This is a genomic window from Aliiglaciecola sp. M165 (assembly GCF_007197995.1).
Classification (GTDB): Bacteria; Pseudomonadota; Gammaproteobacteria; order Enterobacterales; family Alteromonadaceae; genus Aliiglaciecola.
On sequence record NZ_VKKH01000007.1, the window covers coordinates 321718 to 344505 of the forward strand.

At 41.5% G+C, this 22788-nt stretch carries 17 protein-coding genes and 1 pseudogene; 7 read left to right on the forward strand and 11 right to left on the reverse strand.

Features of this window, described 5'->3' with window-relative positions:
* Window positions 1–3: 3 nt before the first annotated feature.
* A protein-coding gene (locus FM019_RS16050; RefSeq protein WP_143836966.1) for an IS3 family transposase occupies window positions 4–1088 on the forward strand; the annotation gives its coding sequence in 2 pieces (ribosomal slippage) (window positions 4–265 and window positions 265–1088; 1086 coding nt in all).
* A gap of 521 nt (window positions 1089–1609) precedes the next feature.
* Here the strand turns inward: FM019_RS16050 and FM019_RS16055 are convergent.
* The 10 genes and pseudogenes from FM019_RS16055 to FM019_RS16100 form a co-directional block, all read right to left on the reverse strand.
* The gene (locus FM019_RS16055; RefSeq protein ID WP_143836967.1) at window positions 1610–1984 is read right to left on the reverse strand and encodes a hypothetical protein; all 375 of its coding nucleotides are present in this window, start codon (window positions 1982–1984) and stop codon (window positions 1610–1612) included.
* Window positions 1981–9678 (reverse strand): RHS repeat-associated core domain-containing protein, encoded by a 7698-nt coding sequence (locus FM019_RS16060; protein WP_143836968.1) that lies wholly within the window; start codon window positions 9676–9678, stop codon window positions 1981–1983. The genes FM019_RS16055 and FM019_RS16060 overlap by 4 nt, the downstream gene beginning before the upstream one ends.
* Window positions 9679–9714: 36 nt before the next feature.
* Entirely contained in the window at window positions 9715–10179 is a 465-nt protein-coding gene (locus FM019_RS16065) for a collagen-binding domain-containing protein (protein ID WP_185969316.1), read from the reverse strand.
* A 271-nt stretch (window positions 10180–10450) separates the two neighbouring features.
* Window positions 10451–10606: pseudogene (locus tag FM019_RS16070) on the reverse strand (transposase); the annotation flags it as partial.
* 118 nt (window positions 10607–10724) lie between these two features.
* Window positions 10725–11816: a hypothetical protein gene (locus tag FM019_RS16075; RefSeq protein ID WP_143836970.1), complete on the reverse strand. Its 1092-nt coding sequence runs from the start codon at window positions 11814–11816 to the stop codon at window positions 10725–10727.
* A 283-nt stretch (window positions 11817–12099) separates the two neighbouring features.
* The gene (locus FM019_RS16080; RefSeq protein ID WP_143836971.1) at window positions 12100–12801 is read right to left on the reverse strand and encodes a hypothetical protein; all 702 of its coding nucleotides are present in this window, start codon (window positions 12799–12801) and stop codon (window positions 12100–12102) included.
* Between the two features lie 216 nt (window positions 12802–13017).
* Window positions 13018–13689, reverse strand: a complete 672-nt coding sequence (locus FM019_RS16085; RefSeq protein ID WP_143836972.1) for a hypothetical protein — start codon at window positions 13687–13689, stop codon at window positions 13018–13020.
* A gap of 5 nt (window positions 13690–13694) precedes the next feature.
* Window positions 13695–14414, reverse strand: a complete 720-nt coding sequence (locus FM019_RS16090) for an FkbM family methyltransferase (RefSeq protein ID WP_143836973.1) — start codon at window positions 14412–14414, stop codon at window positions 13695–13697.
* Between the two features lie 237 nt (window positions 14415–14651).
* Entirely contained in the window at window positions 14652–15161 is a 510-nt protein-coding gene (locus FM019_RS16095) for a hypothetical protein (protein WP_143836974.1), read from the reverse strand.
* Window positions 15161–15862, reverse strand: a complete 702-nt coding sequence (locus FM019_RS16100) for a hypothetical protein (RefSeq protein WP_143836975.1) — start codon at window positions 15860–15862, stop codon at window positions 15161–15163. Before FM019_RS16100 ends, FM019_RS16095 begins: the two co-directional genes overlap by 1 nt.
* A 432-nt stretch (window positions 15863–16294) precedes the next feature.
* Here FM019_RS16100 and FM019_RS16105 point away from each other — a divergent pair, with 432 nt between their 5' ends.
* Together FM019_RS16105 and FM019_RS16110 are read left to right on the forward strand one after the other, a co-directional pair.
* The gene (locus FM019_RS16105; RefSeq protein ID WP_143836976.1) at window positions 16295–16873 is read left to right on the forward strand and encodes a hypothetical protein; all 579 of its coding nucleotides are present in this window, start codon (window positions 16295–16297) and stop codon (window positions 16871–16873) included.
* Between the two features lie 216 nt (window positions 16874–17089).
* Window positions 17090–17935 carry an alpha/beta hydrolase gene (locus tag FM019_RS16110; RefSeq protein ID WP_221934389.1) on the forward strand — a complete coding sequence of 282 codons (846 nt, stop codon included), beginning with the start codon at window positions 17090–17092 and terminating at the stop codon, window positions 17933–17935.
* Window positions 17936–18015: 80 nt separating this feature from the next.
* Here the strand turns inward: FM019_RS16110 and FM019_RS16115 are convergent, their stop codons facing one another.
* The gene (locus tag FM019_RS16115; RefSeq protein WP_143836978.1) at window positions 18016–18579 is read right to left on the reverse strand and encodes a YSC84-related protein; all 564 of its coding nucleotides are present in this window, start codon (window positions 18577–18579) and stop codon (window positions 18016–18018) included.
* Window positions 18580–18801: 222 nt separating this feature from the next.
* On the opposite strand from FM019_RS16115, the gene FM019_RS16120 reads away from it, so the two are divergent.
* From FM019_RS16120 to FM019_RS16135, 4 genes are all read left to right on the forward strand, one after another.
* On the forward strand, window positions 18802–19257 hold the full coding sequence (locus tag FM019_RS16120; protein WP_260681646.1) for a hypothetical protein: 456 nt from the start codon (window positions 18802–18804) through the stop codon (window positions 19255–19257).
* Between the two features lie 164 nt (window positions 19258–19421).
* On the forward strand, window positions 19422–19736 hold the full coding sequence (locus FM019_RS16125; protein ID WP_143836979.1) for a helix-turn-helix transcriptional regulator: 315 nt from the start codon (window positions 19422–19424) through the stop codon (window positions 19734–19736).
* Window positions 19730–21049 (forward strand): type II toxin-antitoxin system HipA family toxin, encoded by a 1320-nt coding sequence (locus FM019_RS16130; protein ID WP_143836980.1) that lies wholly within the window; start codon window positions 19730–19732, stop codon window positions 21047–21049. Before FM019_RS16125 ends, FM019_RS16130 begins: the two co-directional genes overlap by 7 nt.
* Window positions 21050–21139: 90 nt before the next feature.
* Entirely contained in the window at window positions 21140–22777 is a 1638-nt protein-coding gene (locus tag FM019_RS16135) for an FMN-binding glutamate synthase family protein (RefSeq protein ID WP_143836981.1), read from the forward strand.
* Window positions 22778–22788: the final 11 nt, after the last annotated feature.

Below are 22788 nucleotides of genomic sequence, written 5' to 3' on the forward strand. Positions count from 1 at the left end.
TTTATGCGTAAATCGAGATATACCGACAGTCAAATCTTAGCGATATTGAAACAGAATGAAACTGGCGTAGCTGTTTCTGATCTTTGCCGTGAACATGGCATGAGTTCAGCACAGTTTTATAAATGGCGTGCCAAGTTCGGGGGTATGGATGCATCGATGATGAAACGACTCAAAGAGCTTGAAGCTGAAAATAATCGTCTCAAAAAAATGTATGCTGAGGAATGTCTTAAATCTCAGATCAGGAAGGATGCACTTGAGGGAAAGTTGTAAAGCCATCTCAACGAAAGGAGATGGCGAAAAGTGCTGTGAAGCATTACAACATCAGCATTCGTTTTGCTTGTGAGAGCTTGGTTATCAGTGCCAGTTGCTATCACTACCAAGCGAGATTGAGTGGTGAAAACGCTCAAGTAGCGGACTGGTTACTGCGACTGACCGAAACGCATCGACGTTGGGGGTTTGGCCTGTGCTTTTTGTATCTGCGAAACGTCAAGGGCTTCCGCTGGAACCATAAACGTGTGTATCGAATTTACCGCGAACTTGAGTTGAATCTGAGGATCAAACCCAAGCGAAGGATAAAACGTGATAAGCCTGACGCACTGAGTGTGCCACAGACGATCAATCAAGTATGGTCGATGGATTTTATGTCAGACAGCTTGGCTGATGGGCGTTCATTGCGAACGTTCAATGTCATTGACGATTACAATCGTGAAGCGCTAGCGATTGATGTTGATTTATCGATGCCTAGTCTGAGGGTTATTCGCTCTCTGGAGCAGGTTATCGAGTGGCGCGGTAAACCTGCTGCAATTCGCTGCGACAATGGACCAGAATATATTTCAAGCCAATTGATAACATGGGCTAACCAACATCAGATAACGATACTTTATATTCAACCTGGTAAGCCGACACAAAATGCGTATGTTGAACGGTTTAATCGAACTGCACGGCATGAATGGTTAGACTTACACATGTTTGAAAGTGTTGAGCAAGCGCAAGAGCTAGCAACAAACTGGCTCTGGCTTTACAACAATGAACGACCTAATATGGCAATTGGTGGCGTACCACCCAAACAACTATTGAGAGCGGCTTAAAGAATTACTACGAATAACTGCTGCTTAAAATGGGGGGATTACACAGGCAATATTCGTGTTAATAAGATTGAAAAAATAGGCTCATATAACGCGTTAGCAGCAATGATATTATTGCTCCGGGATGAGAAATATAGCCTTGATAGTTTCGAAGACTCACATGTTCAAAGATCAGCTTTTAGACTGCTACTGAGCTTTCGTAAGCGTCCGGTGATCACCACTTAGTTTTTAGCAAACACCTTTGAATTATTAGCCATTCATTAACTCAACTGAAGTATTATTTTTTTTGACTTGGTCCAATCCGATGTCAATTCTTGGTCCAAGTCAATAATTATCGTGTCACAGACGATTAGCACACAGTGGTCCATAATCAGGGATTATCCACCTGGAAAACCCCACCCTTCTGGACCGACACAGAACCTACTTTGGACCACAAGGTGATAAACGTGTGGACCAGAAAGGATATCGGTTTGGACCAAGACAATGTTTAAACATGGTCGTGCTAAAAACGTTTTTATATATTCTCACCCAAAATAGTTTGATACTAAGTTTCTGTGTTCAAAAATCAGTTGTGGTATTGATTTGATTACTTCTATGTAATTTTGCCTTTCGATTCCAAGTTCAGTTCCAATATCATCAGGGTCTATTATTTCTGGTTCTCCTAAAAACAACGATGCCAAGTAATCATTTACGGACTCTTCAACAAGGTTATAAATTATTAACTTCCTTTCCCTTTCTAATTCAGATATATCAAGAGATTCAAATACTTTAGATATCAAGTGCCAAGCTTTCAGTTCATTCTCCTGAATTCCAAACTTAGCTACATGCTCTTCGAAGCTCTCGTCAAAGTAAAAATGCAGCTGTGAGTCGATAAACTTTATTACTTTTTGTGTATTCAATTTAATCCACCTAAATAGTTCGTCTTATTCTTGCGAACAAAGTAAGCCAAGGAGTTTGGCTTCTTTAATTTACAGAACTTATCGACGACTAAAGAAGCTCTTTCAATATGATTGTATAACCTTTTTCTACCTATTTTGGTCCGTGAGATTTCACTCCAGTTGTCTTTGCTAGTCCAGTTTCCCATTCCTTTTAAAGCAGGATCATTCTTCAACATTACATGTAATACCCAATGAAACATATGGTGAGTAGTTGATGGAATATAAATCAGTGCTTGCTTGGGATCTCCTCCCAAGTTTTTTGGAATGGAGTGGTGCCCATGAACACTTTCAGATGCAAACCTGCGCTTCAAATAGGCTACACCTAGTTTACAACCTATCCCTTTTGTAAGAGTCTTTTGTCCTTTAGAGCCTCTAATCAAGAAACTAGCTGATGATCCTATTGAACGAGTTGTGCCTCTTGCAACAACATTAAGTCCTGTCATAAGACTTTTGACCGTGAAGTATCCAGATGGGTCTATTCCGTTAATCGGATCTGCATCGCCATAAATATATTTATTTAGTGTAATAGGCGTACATGCCTTGCCCATCCATTCATCCATCTGCGTAAACCGACCCACATTCTGGTCGTAATAACGCGCTCTTAGGTAATAGTTATCTAATTCGGTATCAAACTGCTCACCGGTATACCGATAATCATTATCCGCTGAGCCATCAGTTGCCAACAATACCCCAAACGCTTCGTAGAAGTACGAGTCGGTTATCGCAGCCGAACTGTCAGACAAATTGCGTGTTGTGCCCAAGCTATCGTAATGATAGAAATGCGTGTCGGCAGCAGTATTTTGCGATATCAAGTCGCTTCCAAAGACATATTCTTTGCCAATCGCATCGCTACTGTCTTGCTCGGCAATCACTTGCGCATAGTCGCGATTTGAATCTACCAAGAAGAAAGTGTCAGTAGTATCAACACTTTTGGCTACACGGATACCATCGGGGTTGTATTGATAAGTGGCGGATTGGCTACCATCATTAAAAGAAATCATCCTCTGATTGGCGTCATAGCCATAAGTTTTGGTTGTTATGCCATCAGTTTCAGTGAGCATATTGCCTTGCTCATCATAGGTGTACGAAAACGCGCCCTGGCTAACCAGCCTATCGTTATTGTCATAGGTAAACCCAGTCGCAATGCCATTCACTGTGCTCTGAGTACGATTGCCTACCATGTCGTATATGTATGCACTTGTGTGGTCGCCATTCACTGGGTCAACAATGGCTTCATTCGTTAAGCGATAGACATCATCATAGGTAAATGTGCTAATGCGTCCAGAATGCTCTGTTAATGATGCTCTTCTGCCCGTCACATCCAGACCATAAACGTAGCTTGTTAAAACATTTTCAGCCGCATCCAAGGTGGTAATCGAAGTGACGCGGTTCAGCTCATCAAACACTGAAACGCTAACCAATCCATTGGGATAACGAATGTGAGTCTGATTGCCGACTACATCATATTCAAAGGTCGTCGTTTGGGCTTGATTGTCGGTCACAGAAAGCAATCGATTGAGGCTATCATAAGCATACAACTCGGTGCGCGTATCGCCGTTTTTGTACTCAACAGTAAAGGTAGTCTTATTGCCTACCTCGTCATAGCCGTAATTAAGCACCGTACCATCAGGTTGCGTTTCTTTTATCAAACGATGGCGCGTATCGTATTCATAGTCGTAACGACCCACATAGTTTTGCGAAACTATGCGATTGCCATATGCATCATATTGATAAGATTCGTTTATACCCGAGCCTGTCACACTGGTTAAACGGCCTGTCTGAGGATTATAGGTATAGGTCAATGTTTGACCGTTAAAGTTGGTATGACTAGTAACGTTACCTGCCAAATCATAGATAAAGCTTTCACGTTGACCTAGCGGAAGCTCGCGGGCGATGACTCGACCTCGTTGGTCATACTCCCACTTGGTTGTGCGGCCCTCTGCATCGATTTGAGCAACTTTGTTGCCTGCTTCATCATACTGGTACTGAGTAATCTGACCCAACGCATCGGTGACTTTTATCAAGCGTCCTAAAGGGTCGTATTCATAGGTAGTCGTTTTGTTGGCCTGGTCAGTTTTTCCTATGTTTCGCCCCAGCGCATCAAAGGCATCACTCATTTGTGTGGTATCGGCCAAGGTCATAGATGTACGCCTGTCCAGCTCGTCATAGGTGTAAGTCGTCAGACGGCCCAACGCATCCGTTTCACTCGTCAAATTACCTTGAGGGTCAAACACATAAGTGAATTCATTGCCCTGAGCGTCTGTCATGCTAGTGCGGCGACCCGCTTTGTCATAACCGTACTCTGTTGCATTGCCGCGCTCGTCCACTTCTCTGGTAACCCTACCTGCTGCGTCATATTCCACTTCAATAAACGAACCATCAGGGTGCGTGGTTTTGACCATCCGGTTTAACGCGTCATATTCATAAGTGGTGACGTTGCCATTGCGGTCTGTATCAGTAAGCTTATTGCCTTCGGGGTCATAAGTAGATGTTTCTTCGCTGCCATCGCCATGACGTGTTTTCGTCAAACGGTTGTAAACATCGTATTCAAAATTGCGAGATACCAGACCATCATATTCGAAGGTTTGATTGCCAAGGGTGTCGTAGCCCATGCTTTCAATCAAACCCAAATTATCATCTGAGCGGATTAAACGTCCGTTTCTATCATAATCATAATCGACAACGTCAGTTACTAATTGCCCTGTGCCGTCTCTGCGCTGCATGGTTTCGGTTTCAACGCGATTATCGTCGTCATAGGTAAATGTGGTGACCACTCCAAGCGGGTCTGTTTGCGTGAGTTTATTGCCATCTGTATCAAAGGTATAAGTGGTTTGATTACCCAACATGTCTTGAGTCAACTCCACTAACCCCCTGGCGTTAATATTGTTGCCAGCCAAGTTACTTTGGGGATCGAGTACCGATAACAAATTACCAACCCCATCATAGGAATTAATGTATTGATTACCGTTTGCATCAGTAATGGTGACTTCCTGCCCTCGCACATTGTAGGTGTAACTCACGGTACTCCCTTCAGGGTCTGTAACACTCAAGACGTCATTATTTGCACTGAATGTCCGCGTTGTCACATTGCCAAGCGGGTCGGTTTCAGTTAGTTGATTGTCATTTGCATCATAGGTATAGGTGGACACTTGATTTAGTGCATCAACCATACTGGTGACATTTCCACGCTCATCATAATAGTAGAACGTAATATTTCCGTTGCGATCTGTTACAACCGACTCTCTGCCCGCTAAATCATGGGTAAAGCTGGTTCGGTTGCCTTCGTTATCCTCTTGCGCAATAAGACGGCCATCGTCGTCATATACATTGCGAACTTTACGATTACCTTGGGAATCGTTGATGGTTAACAAACCGTGAACATAATTGTAGGTGTAATCTTCAAATAGTCCCTCTCGCGCAGAGGCCCTAATTAAATCGAAACTAGAATTATATGCGTAGCTGTAGCTTTGTCTGTCAGGCCGTCTAATCGAACTAATCACTCCATTTGAACGGCGTGAAAAGGCAATTTCCTTCCCGCTAGAATGTGTAATGCCGGTTTCTGAGAAGGTAAGCGTATTGCCATTAGGGTCTGTTATGAGTGTAACGTCGTCATTGGCTGTAAAATTATATACATACCCTTCGCGCGTTGTAAGCACGAGGTCATTTTCGTCAAACACTTCGTTGGTGCCAAGAACTTCTAATTGGCCGTTAACAAGCCGAACCTGGCGCGATTCTTCAAGTGCTAATGTTGATTGTGTATCACCCACAGGCTCAAACACTAATTCGACATCCAAGAGTGGGACATTTTGGTTGCACTCTGGTGAGGCTTTAACCTTAAACTGTTCAACATCATCATTAGGTAACGTCACGTTTACCAAAATATCACCTTGCGGTTCCACACAATATTCTCTTAGTGTCCCCAAAGGACCAGTGACATATTCGTTTAGTTGCCACCCTAACCCTAGCGCGCGACTTTTTTCAGTTTTCACTAAGTTGTAATCGAGATTCCAACCATACCCAAAGTCACCTAGCTCTGATTTTCTGCGAGAGTCATAGGTGCGATTAATGGAGATGGGCAAACCAGCTAACGGGATTGTGAATTCATTGACCGTATAGGTGAAGTTTCCAACTTTTAGATCGCCATCCAGCTGCACATCAATTGTGTCGGAGCTTATCAACCCACTGGCATCGGTGACATTTAATTGCAATTTATATAGCCCGTTAGTCAGCATGCTGGGGTCAAATTCATAAGCTACGGCGTTGTTCAATGGTGTTTGTCCTGATACAAGCAATGTAGGACTTTCTATATCGCTGACCGACAACAGGTACAAGCCCCACTCAACCAGATCATCATCCTGAGCCGTTAAACGAACCTGTGTTAATGCACTCACAATATCGCTAGAAACAGGAGAGTCGATACGTGCTACAGGGGGAACAGTGTCCGAACCGTCTTTCACTGACAAGTACGATTCAACCAAAGCAACTTGACCAATGTCATCCGTGGCAGTCAATGATACAGGGTAAATACCGACATCATTGGGTGCGTTTAACGTGGCTTCTCCATTGTCATCCACCACAAGTGGAATGCCATCAATAGTCAATGCGTAATCAATAAATCCCGATGCTCCGAATAACGAAGATTTAATCGTAATCTCCTCTCCTGGTGCAGCAAATTGTGGGGTGATTTCTAGTTGGGCACTAACTGGTTGATCTTGAGCTGATATTTTTACCGTGTAGATAAAACGACTGTTCACATCGGTCGCAGCATCTGTCACGAAGACATGAATATCATACTCCCCTACTTGGTCTGCTGTGGGTGTAAAGGTAACAACGCCTGTTTGTGGGTCAATAGCCAAATCTTTGAGGCTAGTTGGTGAATTCGTCCCAGCAATAAACACCGAAACAGCATAGCTTAATTCATCCCCATCAATATCCTGAACCTCAATTTGATAGCTGTAAGGCGTCCCAACTTTAGCAAAGGGTGCGGGGTTAGCGATTAGCTCCGGTCGATTGTTTTTGCGCACTTCAATGGTAAAGGTTTCAAAGGTTTCCCCGCCTGTCCTATCGTAAAAACGAACAGTCACTGGATAAACGCCAATATCATCTTCAGAAGCTAAAAAGGTTAGTATCGTATTACACGTCTGTGGAATATTTGTGTTGTTTTTAGGTCCATACAACGGATTATCGAGCATTTCGCAATACACCACATCACCATCAGGGTCGGACGGGGTTATGAAATTTTGATAAAATCGACCTGTAAAAACTAAGTAATTATCAAAACGCGTCTCAAAAGTTGGATTTTGATTTCCTATCACAACCGAAATTTCAAATGTTTGCGTGCTACTTAATCCACTCTGATCAGAAATAGACAGTTCAACATTGTGGACACCAACGTCTAATTCCGTTGGTTGCCATGTCAATTCTTGGCCGTTTACGACCATGCCACTTGGCCCGTCTAACAGTTCAAGAAGCAGCACATCACCTTCATTGGAATCGATGGCAAGGACATCATACAGGTAGGAATCGCCCACTTTAGCAGTTGTGACGGGGTTCGACACAATGACCGGTTCAAAAGAGGTGCCTGCGTTATCAGTTTGCCATTGCACTACTGCCTGGATTTCTAGTGCTTGCGACTTGAACGTCAATGTCTCTGCAATCGCCTCCAGTCCAACATGGCAGTGTGTTATTACACCTAGTTCATTGGCAAAGTAATGATAGATTTCTTGCGCTGCGTTTTGTGTAAATACATCCACCCGACCATTTACAATTGGCAGATTGCCGTTACTTAATCGGATATCAAAACAGGCCTCTTGTCCCTTAATGCCTTCTGCAGGGTTTTCTACTAGCGTTAGATTGGCTTGCTCGGTATATCTTGGAAGCCTGATACCGCCTTGATATCCATAAGAGTCAAATGCACCAAACCCATATATTGATGCCCCAAAAGGTTCGTTAGATTCGATAGTATGAGAGCCCTCAGAAACTAACAGCTGTGCCCCTAAATAGTCCGTTCCATTTATCGTAGTGAAGAGAGACGCGTCGACAGATATCCCGTCGATTGTCATTGCACCAATGACATCCATAGTTGCAATGAGATTGACATAGTTAAAATCAATCCTTAAATCTGTTGTAGTGAATTGGTATCGACTCACATATTGCTCAACAGGCGAGAGCAATATCATCGCTGGGTCACCTAACATCTCATTTTCAGCAAAATCAACTGAAGCGCCTTTTGAAAGCTGAGCAACTAAAACCGGGTGAGATGCCTTTATTATACTGGATTCACTAATCGAATCTTCAATCCATTCCCCCGCATCAAGCACACCTATTAATTCACCATTGACGACAACATGCGTGTTATCAAAATCTGCAACAATTCTAATAATGTCGCCACCAAAACGCTCCGCCAAAGGCACTGTGTAATAAGTCGTTCCCCAGTAATGCGACGCGGGAAGTTGTTCAACCAAGTGGTCACACGCGGATTTGCCTGACGGAACATTGATACATTGATTACCGGAAAAAGCGGCGATTGGCTTGTCACTGACAATTTTTGAACCGGTGATAGTGTTGTCTACAAATAGATTTGCTTCTAAAGTGTAAATTTGGCCGGCATTTAAAACTTCTGTGAAAATCTGACCTTCCGTAAAAATAGTGGTATTTCCGAGATTTCCGTCTCGTAAAAGTTTAACCGTCTCAGAAAAGGTAAAATCAACAGTGGTATTATCTTGTGTTGCCACAAAATACACTTGCCCACCATCGTACGACATTACCCGATAGTCGTTGCCTAATGTTTCAGTTGGAAAGACCAGGAATCCGTCAGTTGAAAATTCCAGTTGATTAAGAGCATACAACACGACGTTGTCATCAGTTGTTACATGGATACCTTTATCCGAAATGATCCTAGCGGGACTATTGGAATCCGTTCTCAAATCTACTGGCAACTCAATTTTTTCGGTAACACCCGCGCTTACAGAAAAAGGAAATGAAAGCCCGAGCAACGGTATGTCGACAAGACCTTGTGTATCGGTTTGAGAGGAAACGTAAAGGAACAAATGACCGTCAGTATAATTGTTTGCATTGCTGCCAAACCCTAACCAAAAGTCACTACCTTCGTGACTGGGTTCACCATCGATGATATTTAGTTGAAAGATTTGTGAAGTAAATACTGTTTCTGACACCGAAGCTTTGATTTCGAAACTAAATTGACCTTCAATCACATCGTCCCAAATAATTGTTTCTGTGGTCGTATCTAACACCATTCCATCTGGTGCACTTAACAGCTCCAATGTATAAGGGCTATCTGAGTTAATTTGTAAGGGATAAATAAAGGTTTGTCCTTCGAAACCTATTAACGCAGTATCTCCTGCAAATTCTGGTGGAGACACAGCACTAGGACTCGCACACAAGGAGTTAGGTACTGTACAGAGGTCGATGCAGATATTTACGTCAGCAGTGGTGATAATACCATCGAAATCCGCATCCCTCAGGTCTCCGGGAAACACGCCCTCTGTAACTCTCCCTGAATTAGTAACCAGGTCATCTACAATTGACCTTATATCTAAGAAGTCGATATCACCGTCATGGTCGATATCACAAACAGTTGAGTTAACTGAGAAAGAGAAGAGCAGAAGAAAAATAGTATAGAAAGAATTACGCATCTTAGTACATCCTTGATAATTTTTTTAAAGACAAGTTTAGGACTTTGATCTCTGCCAACTTTTTGGGTAGAAATTGAAGGCTATGTATTCGAAACGGGTTGAAATAATACTTGCTAAGTTTGTTTTTAAACGAACTGAATTGCTATCGCTTCTCTCGACAATTGAAATTGATGATTTTGCGACGACGCTGCCATTGAAAATTCTTCCCTCTTCAATTTCCAAACTTCCACCCACAACTAAGCTTACGTCACTATCTTGAATTGCTAAGTCCTCGCCGAACTCGTATTCCGACATTTCGATGTGCCGACCGACCGCCAGCCGCCCGCCTGTAAAAGAGCCGTGTGAACTAAAGTCTTGAAAAAAGAATCCGTTGTAATGTCCTGCTGGACCTAAAGCTTCGCAGGTAGAGTAAGGTTCACTGGGTAAATCAAATGCGAATGTGTGGTTACTAATGAATAAAAAAGCGGCGGTAGTTGAAAAGCGAGCAAAAGCTTTAAGCATAAAACAGTCCCTGTCCAATTTGTTTTTATCTCGATAGTGAAATTTCTTATTCAGTTTAGTGCGATTTTTCATAATTACAACAGGAGCATATTTAAACAGCACTCATTTGTCTTAATCACTACTAATCTCCTAGCCTCCCAGATAGAAATAAACTAGCACCTAACCATCTGAATTTAGCAACGCCAAACTCTTGATTTTAACCATCAGGAGACTTTGACGTGGTAAAGCGATCAACACATCAATGGCAGGCATTGTTCAAGCAACATGACGACAGTGGCACTGTAATCCCCCCGAACTTGGCACGCCATTTATAAAACTGTGCTGAACTCATGCCATGTTCACGGCAAAGATCAGAAACAGCTACGCCAGTTTCATTCTGTTTCAATATCGCTAAGATTTGACTGTCGGTATATCTCGATTTACGCATAAAAACTCCTTCGTTTTAGTTTAACGGGAATTTCTACTTAAAACTGCTCCGACTTTTTGGGGGGATTACAATTCAACGCCAAGATCAGGCTGTCGAAGGTGTCACCAGGATTTTATTGTTAGGTTCGTCTCATTACCGGAACTTGTAACTTACTCAAAACTCCGTCCTTAAGGTTGTCTCTCAATGGAGCCGTTGTGCCCATCAGTTCTTTGTAATCATTCTCAAAATCTTCTTCAGTTCCTGCAAAATATCGGAGTGATGAACTTCTTAATGAAGCTAATAATTTTTTTCTTGATTTGGTAATAAAGTCACCATAGAAATCATCACCATCCTGGATACTCTCAAAGTCTTGCAATTCATTAATATGCGTTAATGAACTAATGCAGCCTCCATAAAAACTCATCACTCTGGTTGTTGGTTGATGATATATCTCACTTCGACTAGATAAGGCTTTAAAAGCAACACCAGCTAAAAATCCGGCATTAACTATACGTTCTAAAGTATCAACACCTGATTCAAATTTTCTTCCGATTTCAGAAAACCCTCTGATACAGAGTCCAAACATAGAGCCAGCGTTAAAATCAGCATCCATTTCGAGAGCTCTAGCTTCATTGTTATTATTTTCTTTATACTTACAATGACCAAAGATGACGTGACAGACTTCATGAAAATAGATTAACAAACATGCATCTAATACCAAATTTATTGTTTTCTCTGAAACTTCCACCCTTTTTTCTATGTGGGGAAACCAGTTATTTATTGAATTTTGGCTAGACATATTATATTGAGAAATTGGCGATTCAGAATCAAGCTCTATTCCTATTGAGAGTAAAATTGCCGGTATGCCTAGGCTATAACTAATTTCATAATTATTGTCACCATTATCAATTCGGCTTGCATGAGCATAAAAGTTGTCTTGGCTCAAAGGGCGATATTCTAAAGTCCACCCTGCAGGCGATAACCTATGTCTATCGAGTAAATCATTTTGTAGATGAACTTCATCTATATGCTTACTGCATACCTCATGGATTATATCTAGCCTCTCGCCATATACGTTTTGCTTCATAAAAACTTGGTTTAGTTTTTCTTTGCTGGGGCCGCTTGATGTCATTTGCCCAAAAATGCTGTCATCAGCATTACCGTCTATCATTTTTTGCAAGTTAATGAATCCTTCTTCTTTAAAACTAACAACTTGTGACTGAGTGTTCATAGCAACACCCGCTTTCTGTGAAAAACCATGCTCTGTGTTTTCAGGGGAAAAAATATTAGCGTCAGCTTCACGTTCAAAGAGATCGTTTAATCACTAGCATTCTGCTTACTGGTTATGCTCGAACTTGTCAGTCATGCTTCGGCCAATAGCGGACATTATGCTCGACCAACAAATAAGAGCGATTAACGGTCGCTCATCGATCATCTTACCATGGTCAGTTTCAGACAACGAACGGACGTTCAACGCCTAGCTAACCGCGCGAGCTGCAGCGGGACCGCTCAAGTTATTTCTTAGATTTTTCACTGTCATTGTCCTGACTTTCGTTTCTTAGAGTTTTGAGCTTCATGGTCAAAACCATAGCCATCATCGCTACCATTGTGGCAAATACAACGGTAAATCCTGGCGCTGCGATATCAAACAATTTCGAGAATCCACCATCGTTGATGGCACCAAGGTCTCGCAGCAGTACAACAGTCATAGTTCCCATAGCAGCAGTCAAACCCAAAATAGAACTCATTCTTGCCACCAATCGACTTCTGTAATCAGATTCAGATATTTTTCTTTCTAGATTTTCGGCAGAAGAGTTGCTCAGAACATCTTCAACTTCTTCTTTCTTAGAAATTAAATGGGCCAATGTTTCACAGTAGTTCTTTTTTGTTTCTGATGATATGAAACTTGAGTCCATTATCTCTTTAATTAGCTCCTCAGCAATCTGCTTTGGCCTAAACACATCATCGCGCGTAACCTTGTATTTTCTAGCTGTAGCGTTAATTAGAGATGAAAGCACTTCTTCATCAGGTATATGACCTTCTGATATACCTGGGCGTAGGGCGTACACCACCTCGCGATTTACGGTAGCCAGTTTTTGAATGTACTCTTTGTTGTCTTTTTTCGAAAAAATATAGCGCGTAATTAGGGTTACGAGTAGGCCGCTAAGAATTCCTCCTCCGATACCTACTACCCACGCATTATTTAAAATATCCATAGTTTTCTTTTAAAGTCTGCTAGCTTATTGCTGAGACTTCATAGTAGCACCTGTTTCCACTGAAAAAACATGTTCAGTGTTTTCATAGGAAAAAATATTAAATGTCCGTTCTACGTACTAAGCCGTCTATCAAGTTAGGTAGTATTCGGCCATTAGCAGACATTCAGTCTTTTACTTCCAATGACTGGTTGAGACAAAGAGCAGATCTTCAACGCTTCAATCATCCGCCGCTTTAGGGGCCGGTGAAATTGACTTGTTAGTGATAACTTCAAGTTCTTTCACAGACCTGCTTGATAAAGCAATAACTCGAATCCCAAGTAAAAGAATTACAGCAAGAACGGCTGTTTCAGCGCCGAGAAATATCCAGTGGCCGGTCAGCAACGATTGGCCAGAATAGTTCAAAAGAAAGACCCATGCCGCTTGATACATTATAATCAACAGAAAAAGACTCCCCGCTTCTCCAGCAGCATGTAGCGCTATGGTCACCCAATCTAAAAACTTACTTCTTTTATCCTTTCTAAGGTGTTGCTCCCATTGAAATACTTTATTGTCTTCATTACATAAGATCTTATTGATATTTGGATAAACAACATCAAAGCAGTATTGAGATAGTCTTAGTATTCCAAAATACAGGCCGATATAAACAACAAATATCATCGTGAATATTAATGACAACCCCATAGTTAATGGTACAGCAATATCAACTATTCGTTGGATGTCGTCTTTAAAAATCCCAGTTGTAACCGTGATAAAAGATAATATACCGCCGGACGACGCTAGAGATGAAAACACCATCTTTCTCTGTGACTCCTGAATTCGAGCGATTTCATTACGCAATTCACTTTCTTCCTGTAATAGCGCTTGTAGCCGACCTGATTCTATATCCATCGTTATCACTTTTTCGAAATTGCTAACACAGCATGACAATTATGTAAACTACATGACTCAGTCACTGTGTTATCTTTGAAATGGTAGTAGATATATTTGTAAAAGCTTAATTCAGCCATCGCTTTCTCTATACCATTTGTTATTGAAGTAGGAGTAACTTCAAACAATATAACTGGCTTATCGCGATATACTATTTCTCTCGCCCCTTTAATCACAGATGCCTCTGCACCTTCAACGTCAATTTTTATAAAACTGATGTTGTTGACTCTATTTTCTTTACAGTATTCATCTAAAGTCTGTACTTCGACCATTTGAGTCTTACCTTGAGCATTTACATGTTCCCGGAACAATGAGTGCTTTCCATTATTAAACTTGTCAAGCCAAAGAGTTTGTGACCCGCTAAAATCGCTCAATGCACAATTGTTTAATACTAGAGAAGCGCGGTTAACCAAAGAATTTCGAACTAAAAAACGATAATTCTCACTTTCAGGTTCAAAACAATGCACTACAGAGCAGAATTGTGACATAAAAAGGGAATGATGACCTGTATTTGCACCTACATCAATTGCTACTGGTTCGTCTAATTTTGATAGAATATTTTTAATGATTTTTAGTTCTTCCGGTTGATAAGAACCAGAGTTCAGAACAAATAGGTCTACATAGTTATGTCTTGAGCCAATAAAAACACCACCAAAAAATTCTGTGACAAATTCGCCTATTCTCATTGGATTTATAGAGTAACTCTTGTTTTTACTTACAGTTTATTGCTGAGATTTAACAGTAACACTCGTTTCCTCTGAAAAACACAAGTTCTATGTTTTCATGAAAAGGATTAAATGTCTGCTTTACAAAGCCACTGATCCGTCAATGCACTAATCGGACCTTAACTTTTCAGATTACCACAAGCATCTAAATCTGGTTTCGCCCAGGAGAAGACGTTAACGCCGTACTCAAAGGTGCATTTATGAATCCTTTGGAGGACCTTGTTCTGTGCCACCTTCTGAGAATTGGCTCAATATATCGTAAGGCACCTTAATGCCATGCTTAGACTGCCTGATTTTTAGTATTACCCATATAAAAATCAGCCCAAATGACAAAACTCCAAATGATAATGTCGCCACAACCTCTAAGGAGGTGAAACTTACATCGTCATTTGTACTCGAAACCCAAGCCCCCAGAAACAATCCAAACAGAGTTAACGTAACTGAAAACAAACATTGCAAAAGCGTCTCCCAATTCGCAGCTTCAGCTCGAACCAATTTTACAGTCATATCTTTCGGCAAAAGAGCGCCAGTATCTAGCCCCTCAGCTTTTTTTGACTGAGCATTACTGCGATATTCACTTTGTATTTGTCGTAAATCTCCAGTTCTATGCCCTTGGTCATAGTCTTGCGCAACAGCGGAAGATGGTGCATGAGTTGCGGACTCTTCTGTGGAGCTATTACTAATTCCTTCGCTTCGCCGTATAGCCATTACAGACCTACCCTACTAACAAAGCTGTCAATTTTATCCCATGATAGCTTCATGGCCTTTTTAGTTAGCGAAAGAACATCAGCATGTGAAACATTTTTTGTTTTATACACATCTATATCAAGAAATATCCCCGTATCCGAAAAATGGTCGGATTGAAAGCTAAAGTATCTACTTGCTTCATCCTTATGAATAGGGCCGCATGTAACTCTTAGTTCGAGCTCCCCGACAACAAGCTCAATTACGACTTGAAGATCCTTTTCTTTTTCACCTATCAGATTCTTAAAATCATCAGTAAAGAACTTCGAATACAGGATAGAATTAATTTCTTCGAATTTTTTCTCGCTATTAAGGAAAACTTTAGTCCTGCATCCAAACCTAGTGATACCCGGAACGGTATAAAATTGATTTTTCGACAGAGTTTTCCAAAACTTGCCAGCTTTATCTTCGAAAAAGTTTCTCGTATCCGGGTCATAAACAAACAAGCCTGCCGACTTGAACCCAGCAAATGCACCAACCTTCTCTGGTTTTTGTGGTGCATCCCGGAAATTAACGACATTGGAGTCAATCTGCCAATGTGGGAAAAGTTCTGCCCCTTTGATGTGATCAGCTACATAACCTCTAACGTCGAGAAATCTACCCGTTGCGTGATGCCTTAATTCGAGCACATGCTCAGAAACAATAACTTTTTCTTGATTCTTCATATCTAATCTCAACCATTCATCCTGGGCACAGAACGTCTCGATAATCGGGGTTAGTGAAAAAGCTCGAACGTCCGCTTTGGGTCGAAAGCCGAAATAAACCCATGGCACATTTATTTACCATATACATCGTATCCAAAAAGGTACAGTATTAATTAAAAAGTTTGAGAAAAAGTTCAGATACCGCAAATTAAAAATGTCTGGAATAATATTCTTCATACAGACTAATTAACCAAATTTTGTCAGATACAATTATCGTGGTACATGTCGTGGTACAGAGAGATATCTTTGATTTAATATTCCATATTTATCAAACAATTAAGTTTCAGGTTAAGTTCCCGCCAGCTCCACCAAATAAGTCAATCAAGGCCAGTCAATTAGACTGGCCTTTTTTGTAGATGAGCTATTTAACAACCATTTCGGTAAGGAAATCTAGTGAGAAAATCATTGTTTTGTGCATTATTATTTATTGCAACTCATAGTAGCGCTTTTGAGATAGACACAGAGGCTTGTGCTGGTACAGAGTACATTTATGACTTAGAAAATAACTTAGTAGAATACGACGCTTCAACTCACACCTTTGTGACGCCATCTACTCCAGTGTTTTATGCTGCATTTGAAAATATTGCACATATTTGGCTAAATACATATCGATATTCAAATATACTAGTGACTAACACTTCGGAAGCTCCAATTAGCTTTTTCTACCGGCCTTCATATTTTCTGGATTCTAATGGTTTGGAAACTAACGCATCTCCTGAAAGTTACAGTGGGGTTTTCAATAATTCCAACTCACCAAAACTGGATGCGGGGGCGATGATGCCTTCTAATTCGATGGGACGAATTAAGCTTTCTCCAACCACATCAATTACTTATGGAACAGCTCAAATATACTGGAATTCCTCAACTTGTTTCCAAACACCACCATTGGTAACGTCAGTTGAATCTTCCTATTTCAAAAGTGGAGACGGGGCGATATCAGTGCAATTAACTAACAATGGAAAGAATTGGTAGAAGGCAAAATACATGGATGTATTTTGTAAACCCGCCAGCTCCACCAAATAAGTCAATCAAGGCCAGTCAATTAGACTGGCCTTTTTTGTTTCTGACAAACCACATCTTCATTATGGTTATCAATCCCCAAATAATGGCTGTTCAGCCTATTGTTGTTTCCGATGATTGGCTGATGATCTAGTTTATCGTTTATTCTCTCAATATGAGTGCATGACTATGTATGTCGTCATAAAAAAATTATGTGTTTTGCTCTTTATCTTTGCTCTTTTCATAGAGAACGCATCTTTTGCCAATCAACCGGTTTCATGGGACAAACTCCCCAGCCTGAACAATATTCATTCCTTTGAAATGCAACATACGCCAGGAAATAAGCCGTCACAAACCCATTACATCTTTGTCAAATTACCTGACGAATATGATCAAAATGAAGCAGCCTCCTACCCGGTTTTATATTTATTAGATGGCGATACAAACTTTCCGTTAATGGCTTCTTATTATCACTATCTGCGATTTATGGAAGATGTACCACCGATGATTATTGTTGGACTGAGTTATGGATCTTTTGATTGGAAACAAGGTAACAATCGAAGCCATGATTTTACCGTTGCGAGCAAACAAGCAGAGCATTACGGTGGCGCAAGTCGGTTTGAGAGCTTCCTGAGAAATTCACTTTTACCCGAAATAAAGAAACGCTATCGAATTAACGAGTCTCGGCAAATCCTATTTGGCCAATCATTAGGCGGCCAGTTTGTTTTATATTCTGCGTTGTATGGAGCAGCACCTTTTTATGCTGTGATAGCCAGTAATCCGGCCCTTCATCGCAATCTTGACTATTTTAAACAGGATGCAAAGCCGCGTGCTGACCGGCCTGAGATATATATTACCAGTGCTGAATTTGACGCTGATCGGTTTAAAACCCCCTTATTAGACTGGCACAATCACTGGCAAAAGAAAAAGCCTGAATGGCAGTACAGGTTCGAACATTTGCCTGCGCACAATCACTTGTCTGCAACGCCCGAGTCAATAAGGCTGGGGCTTAAAGCTTTATTGGAAGAAAATTGAACGCGGGTGACAGTAACAGCCACCCATTTATTAGTATGAAGTTAGAAGAAGTACGAGTACTAGCCAGGCTAGTCAGTTTTTTAATTTAGTTCTCCATCTTTCCAGAATTTAGTCCCTTTGATGGTTGCCTGAAATGCTAAGCCACTCTCTGTGAAGGTATAAACGGTCACATCACCATAGTATGCTTCCCCTTCTACCGACCCGCCTTTATCACCCGCTTTCGCTGCTGCATCAGCATTGCCACCGAAGGTCCAACCATTATTGACAAAGGAGCTAATAGCTTTTTGATTGTGAAATACCATTACAATACGATAGTCCTTCACACCTAACCCAAGCCCTACTCCACCTTCGGCCATATTCATATAAACCCGCGAGCCTGATGCTTTGTTATTTACCACGCCATATCCTGTGCCCGCTGACACGAACAAAAGATTGACATTTGCATTGGAAAATACTGCGTAACCAGGGGCAGAGGCTAGTTGACTTTGTGTGTCAGGTTTTTGCTTATAGAGTTTTTGTAGCACATCTTGTTCCATTGAGAGAATGGCCTGACGTTTCTCGGCAACTGACCCTCCACCCATAGACGCACAAGACGAAATTAATACACACAATAACACGGTGCCAATAAGTCTAATTTTCAACATAGTTACTCTTCGCAAAAGGAATGTTAAAAGAGTGTAAAACGGATTCATGTATTTAGTAAGACCTTTTGGAAAATTAACTATCTCACTACACAATTGGGAAAAAGCGAATAGCAAATAAAGCGGATTAATAGTGAATATTTCATTCTCTTAATCGATTTGGTTTTGCATTTTACCTATTTACTGGATACGGTAGCGCTGTCGCGATATTGAGGTTTGAACATTTTGCAAGAACACGGTGAATTTGAGGTAGGACGCAGTGAACAAGTCATTTTGTTATCTGCTCGTGGTCCTTGGAATGATGAAACGTTGAAAAGCGGCGCTGGGGTGATGAATCGCCGTATCCAGCAGCTTGATCAAACACAGCCCTGGGCGCAATTGAGTTGCTTGTTTGGCGAAAGCCTCATGACTCCGTCTGCGTTCAAATATTTCACTAAACATACCGGCATACGCAAAGAAATGGGGCTTACTACTTTAGCGATTGTAATCAAAAACTCGGACATCACCAGCACCATCAAAATGCAATTAACCAAGGCATATAGTGAGATTGGCATTCAGCACGAATTTTTTGAAGAGATCGAGCAAGCGATAGAGTGGTTGCAAAAACAGGGTATAAACCTCTATCAACCAAGCATTGAGGATTTTTTCAACAAGTTCTGCTTCACTCATCATGAGCATTAACATCACAATGTGCCTTTTGTAGCACATTAAACAGTTAATAATCCTTTGCGTCCCAAATTCGACACATTAATATAATCCGATATAATATCCAAATATTGGTACATTATCGCAAATATCGGTTATAGTGTACTTTATTTTGCATATTATATTTGGTGTCTTACCCTATGAACGTAAACGAAATGGTTGCCGAGCTGGGTACAAGGTTGAAACAAGCCAGACTCAATTCAGATTTAACCCAAGAAGCGATAGCTGAAAAAACTGGCTTATCACGCAAAGCAATTATTAACGCTGAAAAAGGCAATGCCCAACTAAAAACGTTGGTATCAATTTTGATCGCTTTGGGATTAGAAAAGCATCTGGACAACTTTATTCCAATCGTCAGCGCCTCTCCCCTGCAAATTGCAAAGTCACAGCGTTCACTAAAAAAGCGGGCATCAGGTAAAACCCAATTAGACCAAGATGAAACACCGTCATGGTAGTCGACGCAGTCAGCGTAAATTATAACGAGCATGAAGTTGGTGCTGTCAGTTATGACGCCGAAAAGAAGTTAGGGTATTTTGAATACTCGCCCGCTTTTATCAAAACGGGTATACAACTCTCTCCGCTTAAAATGCCGTTGAGCAAAACCATATATAGCTTTCCTGAAATCGACTACGACGCATTCAAAGGATTACCTGGGCTGATCGCAGATTCGCTTCCGGACGATTTTGGTAATGCAGTAATGAATGCATGGGTCGCTTCACAGGGTAAGTCCACTACTGAAATTACTCCCCTTCAAAGATTAAAATTCACCGGTTCAAGAGGCATGGGTGCGTTAACTTATGCGCCAGCAACGCGAGCCAAAAACTTGAATTCGTCCACCCATGTTGCAGTAGAAACCTTGGTGGAGATCGCCCAGGAAATCGTTAATCAGCGCACTCAATTTGAAGTCAACTTGGCACAATCAGGTGGTGAGGATAAAGACGCCATGATGGCTCTGATGTCAGTGGGCATGAGTGCAGGTGGAGCAAGGCCAAAAGCCGTCTTGGCGTTTAACGATAATTTTACGCAAGTTCGTTCAGGACAAACAAATGCGCCAGAGGGGTTTACCCACTATTTAATGAAATTTGATGGCGTCAGCGAGCACAACCAAAATAAAGAAACCTTCGGGGATCCATTAGGTTACGGCGCAATGGAGTATGTCTATTATCTGATGGCTCGTGAATGTGGCATTGAAATGATGCCCTGCCATTTGCTCAACGAAGGAAACCGACGACATTTTATAACGCAGCGATACGACCGAATTGGCAATCAAAAAGTACATGTCCAAACTCTCAATGGTCTTGCCCACGTGAGCTTTAAACAGGTTGGGATCTATTCTTACGCAGAACTTTTTGAGGTTGCCAGGCAGTTAAAACTCTCCGCCAATGAAGCTGAACAGTTGTTTAGGCGAATGGTGTTTAATATTGTTGCGCGCAATCATGATGATCATGCAAAAAATATTTCTTTCATGTTTGATAAAAATCACAAATGGCGTCTAGCTCCTGCTTATGACCTTGCTTACAGCTATAAACCTGGTAGCCGTTGGGTAAATGAACACTGGATGTCGGTAAATGGTAAACGCGATGCTTTTAATCGTGAAGATTTTTACACATTTACAAACGTCAGTCCTATATTTACTAAACGTAAAATCAATCTGATCATTGACCAAACCGTTGAACAGGTTAGTCATTGGCAGAGGCTTGCAAAAGCGCATTCGGTTCCAGCTTCGTTGATCACACTTATCCAAACTCATTTACGTTTAAGTTTGTAAACCAATGATTTGCACAGCTTACGAAACAATATGATCTGCCTTGATAGTTTAAGACTACACTTCATTAGACGAATTTAATCCGAGGAAATTATGAGACGAAAATTTTACGTATTCTGCGTGCTAAGTTGGGCGATATTAGCCTCTGCCAATATGTTTTGGCACTGGACAATTTGGCTGTGGATAGTATTAGGCCCGCTCTCTATTTTGGGGTTATACGATGCATTACAAACCAAACATTCTATTCGTCGAAATTTTCCTGTTATTGGCAATGGCAGATGGATCATGGAAGACATTCGTCCATTTTTACGTCAATACTTTTTCGAGTCTGAGATGGACGGAACACCCGTTAATCGCATGTTCCGCTCAGTTATTTATCAACGTTCAAAAGGTCAAAGAGATACCATCCCTTATGGCACTAAAATCAATACACAAGAGGTAGGCTATGAGTGGGTCAGCCACTCAATTGCGGCCATTCATTACGACCGAAAAGCGCCTGAACCTAGAGTAACTGTGGGTGGCCCGGATTGCTTGCAACCCTACGAAGCCAGCATTTTTAATATTTCTGCCATGAGCTTTGGCGCCCTGAGCGACAATGCGATCCGTGCACTAAACAAAGGCGCTAAAATGGGTGGTTTTTATCACAACACGGGAGAAGGCTCGATAAGTCCTTATCACTTGGAAGGTGGAGGTGATTTAGTTTGGCAAATTGGTACTGGCTATTTTGGTTGCCGAACGTCCAACGGCAATTTTTGCCCAGACACCTTTGCCAGAACAGCCGATGATCCTGCTGTTAAAATGATAGAAATAAAGCTCTCTCAAGGTGCTAAACCTGGTCACGGGGGCATTTTACCTGCACATAAAAATACGCGAGAAATCGCTCGTATACGACTGGTAGAGGAAGGTACACAGGTCGACTCGCCACCCGGTCATCGCGCATTTGGTAACCCTGTTGAAATGATGGCATTCATCAAACAACTGCGGGATTTATCTAAAGGGAAGCCCATTGGAATTAAACTCTGTGTGGGGCAAAAAAGTGAGTTTGTGTCGCTTTGCAAAGCAATGGTTCAAACGGGTATCAAACCAGATTTCATTACTGTTGATGGCGGCGAAGGCGGCACTGGAGCGGCGCCTTTGGAGTATTCAAACTCAGTAGGCATGCCCCTTCGCGAGGGTTTGATTTTTGTTTGTGACATACTCACTGGATTTGATCTGAAAAAAGATATTAAAGTCATCGCCAGCGGAAAAACCTTCACCGGCTTTCATTTGGTCCGCAATATCGCTATGGGTGCTGATATCTGTAACAGTGCAAGAGGCATGATGATAGCGCTTGGGTGCGTACAATCGCTGATTTGCAACACCAACGAATGTCCTACAGGCGTGGCGACTCAAAAACGATCTTTAGCAAAAGGACTGGTTGTCGAAGACAAGTTCAAACGCGTAGCCAGGTACCACAAAGAAACAGTTCACGCGGTGCTTGACATTGTCGCTTCAGCTGGTCTGCGCGATCCTTCTCAACTCAATCGTGGTCATATAAACCGCCGTACCAGTCAACTTGAATTTAAACGTTATGATGAGATTTATCCTAATTTGCATCCAGGCAGCTTGCTCAAGGGAGAAGTACCCAGTCAATATCAACAAGAAATGCAAGAATCCTCGACAGATAGTTTTATGCCCAAAGCATATGTGGTTGAATGCACAAGCGGTTTAACCAGTGTGGCCAACAAGTAGAATTAAGGAGT